Source organism: Methylophaga sp. UBA5088 (assembly GCF_002414625.1).
Taxonomy (GTDB): Bacteria; Pseudomonadota; Gammaproteobacteria; order Nitrosococcales; family Methylophagaceae; genus Methylophaga; species Methylophaga marina.
Genome location: NZ_DIAC01000114.1, coordinates 17,870 through 19,246 on the forward strand (window position 1 = coordinate 17,870; position 1,377 = coordinate 19,246).

Annotated in this window: 2 protein-coding genes; one reads left to right on the forward strand and one right to left on the reverse strand. The window is 41.9% G+C overall.

From position 1 onward, the window contains the following. Window positions 1-868 (forward strand): putative bifunctional diguanylate cyclase/phosphodiesterase (locus B4K20_RS14545; RefSeq protein WP_289283453.1); only part of this gene is annotated, 868 nt, incomplete at its 5' end. 38 nt (window positions 869-906) lie between these two features. Here B4K20_RS14545 and B4K20_RS14550 read toward each other — a convergent pair. After that, on the reverse strand, window positions 907-1,377 hold a 471-nt coding region (locus tag B4K20_RS14550), incomplete at its 5' end, for an MFS transporter (protein WP_289283454.1).

A 1,377-nucleotide genomic window follows, 5' to 3' on the forward strand; every position in this document is an offset into this window, starting at 1 on the left:
TGACCAGGCTATGTATCATGCAAAATCTTCTGGTCGTAATAAATTCTCCTTTTTTGATCTTTCCATGGAGCAAAACGCGCTCACAAAAACAGAGATAGTAAAACATCTTCGAAACTCAATAGGATCTGAGCAGTTCTCTATACATTATCAACCGATTGTTAACCTTAAGACCGGCTTTATAGATAAAGCTGAGTCTTTATTACGCTGGACACACCCAGAACTAGGTAATATCACGCCTGATGAATTTATCCCGATAGCCGAAGATATCGGTCTGATATGCGAATTAGGTAGCTGGGTATTTCGACAAAGTGCCTCTCAAGTAAAAGCTTGGCAGGAAAAATATATCGATAGCTTTCAAGTCAGCATCAATATTTCGCCAAAACAATTTCAAAATGAATCTTGTGATCTAGAAGAGTGGACAGATTTCTTATCACAACAAGCACTTAGCAATACCGCCATTTCCCTGGAAATTACGGAAGGCGTGATGATGAATGAAGGACCGATGACTGAACAGCGCCTCAACATGCTAAAACATGCAGGCATTGAAATTTCTCTGGATGATTTTGGGACCGGATATTCTTCACTAGCTTATTTGAAAAAGCTGAATGTAGATTACCTAAAAATTGATCGGACGTTTATTCAGAATATCCACCTCAACCTTGATGATCAAGCTATGTGTGAGGCCATTGTCGTGATGGCACACAAACTCAATATCAGAGTCATTGCTGAAGGCGTTGAAAACGAAGCACAGTTAAACTTCCTAAAATCGATTGGCTGCGATTACGCGCAAGGCTATTGGTTTTCTAAACCCGTACCGAACAAAGATTTCGAGCTGTTACTAGAGAAAGATGGCGCCTCTATTCACTAAGGTTATCAAAGTAGGAGGCTTAATTACTGCTGGAGTAATTAGTTTGTGCGTGTTTCCACATGTAGAGCCAGTTTAAATACAGCAAGCCCTGACAAACTTAAAAACAGTCCAACCCAAACAGGTGCCACCCAGCCCATTTGTTGGCTAATCACAAATCCACCTAAAAAAGCGCCTAATGCATTGGCGACATTAAATGCTGAATGATTCAATGACGCAGCTAATGCTTGAGACTCTCCTGCTACGTCAATTAAACGGATCTGTAATACCCCTGCTAAGCCTGTCACCGTGAAACCAATCAAAAACAAGGCGGCAATCGCTGAATATAGCTGCGCCATACTCAGGCCAGCAATAATAAATGCGATAGAAGAACTGACCAGCACGGCGACAATCGTTTTATTCAAATGTTTATCCGCTAGCCAGCCAGCGACTAACCCACCAATGACCATACCTGTACCAAACACAGCTAGCGCTATAGGCACGACTTTGATACTAGCCCCCGTATATTCGGT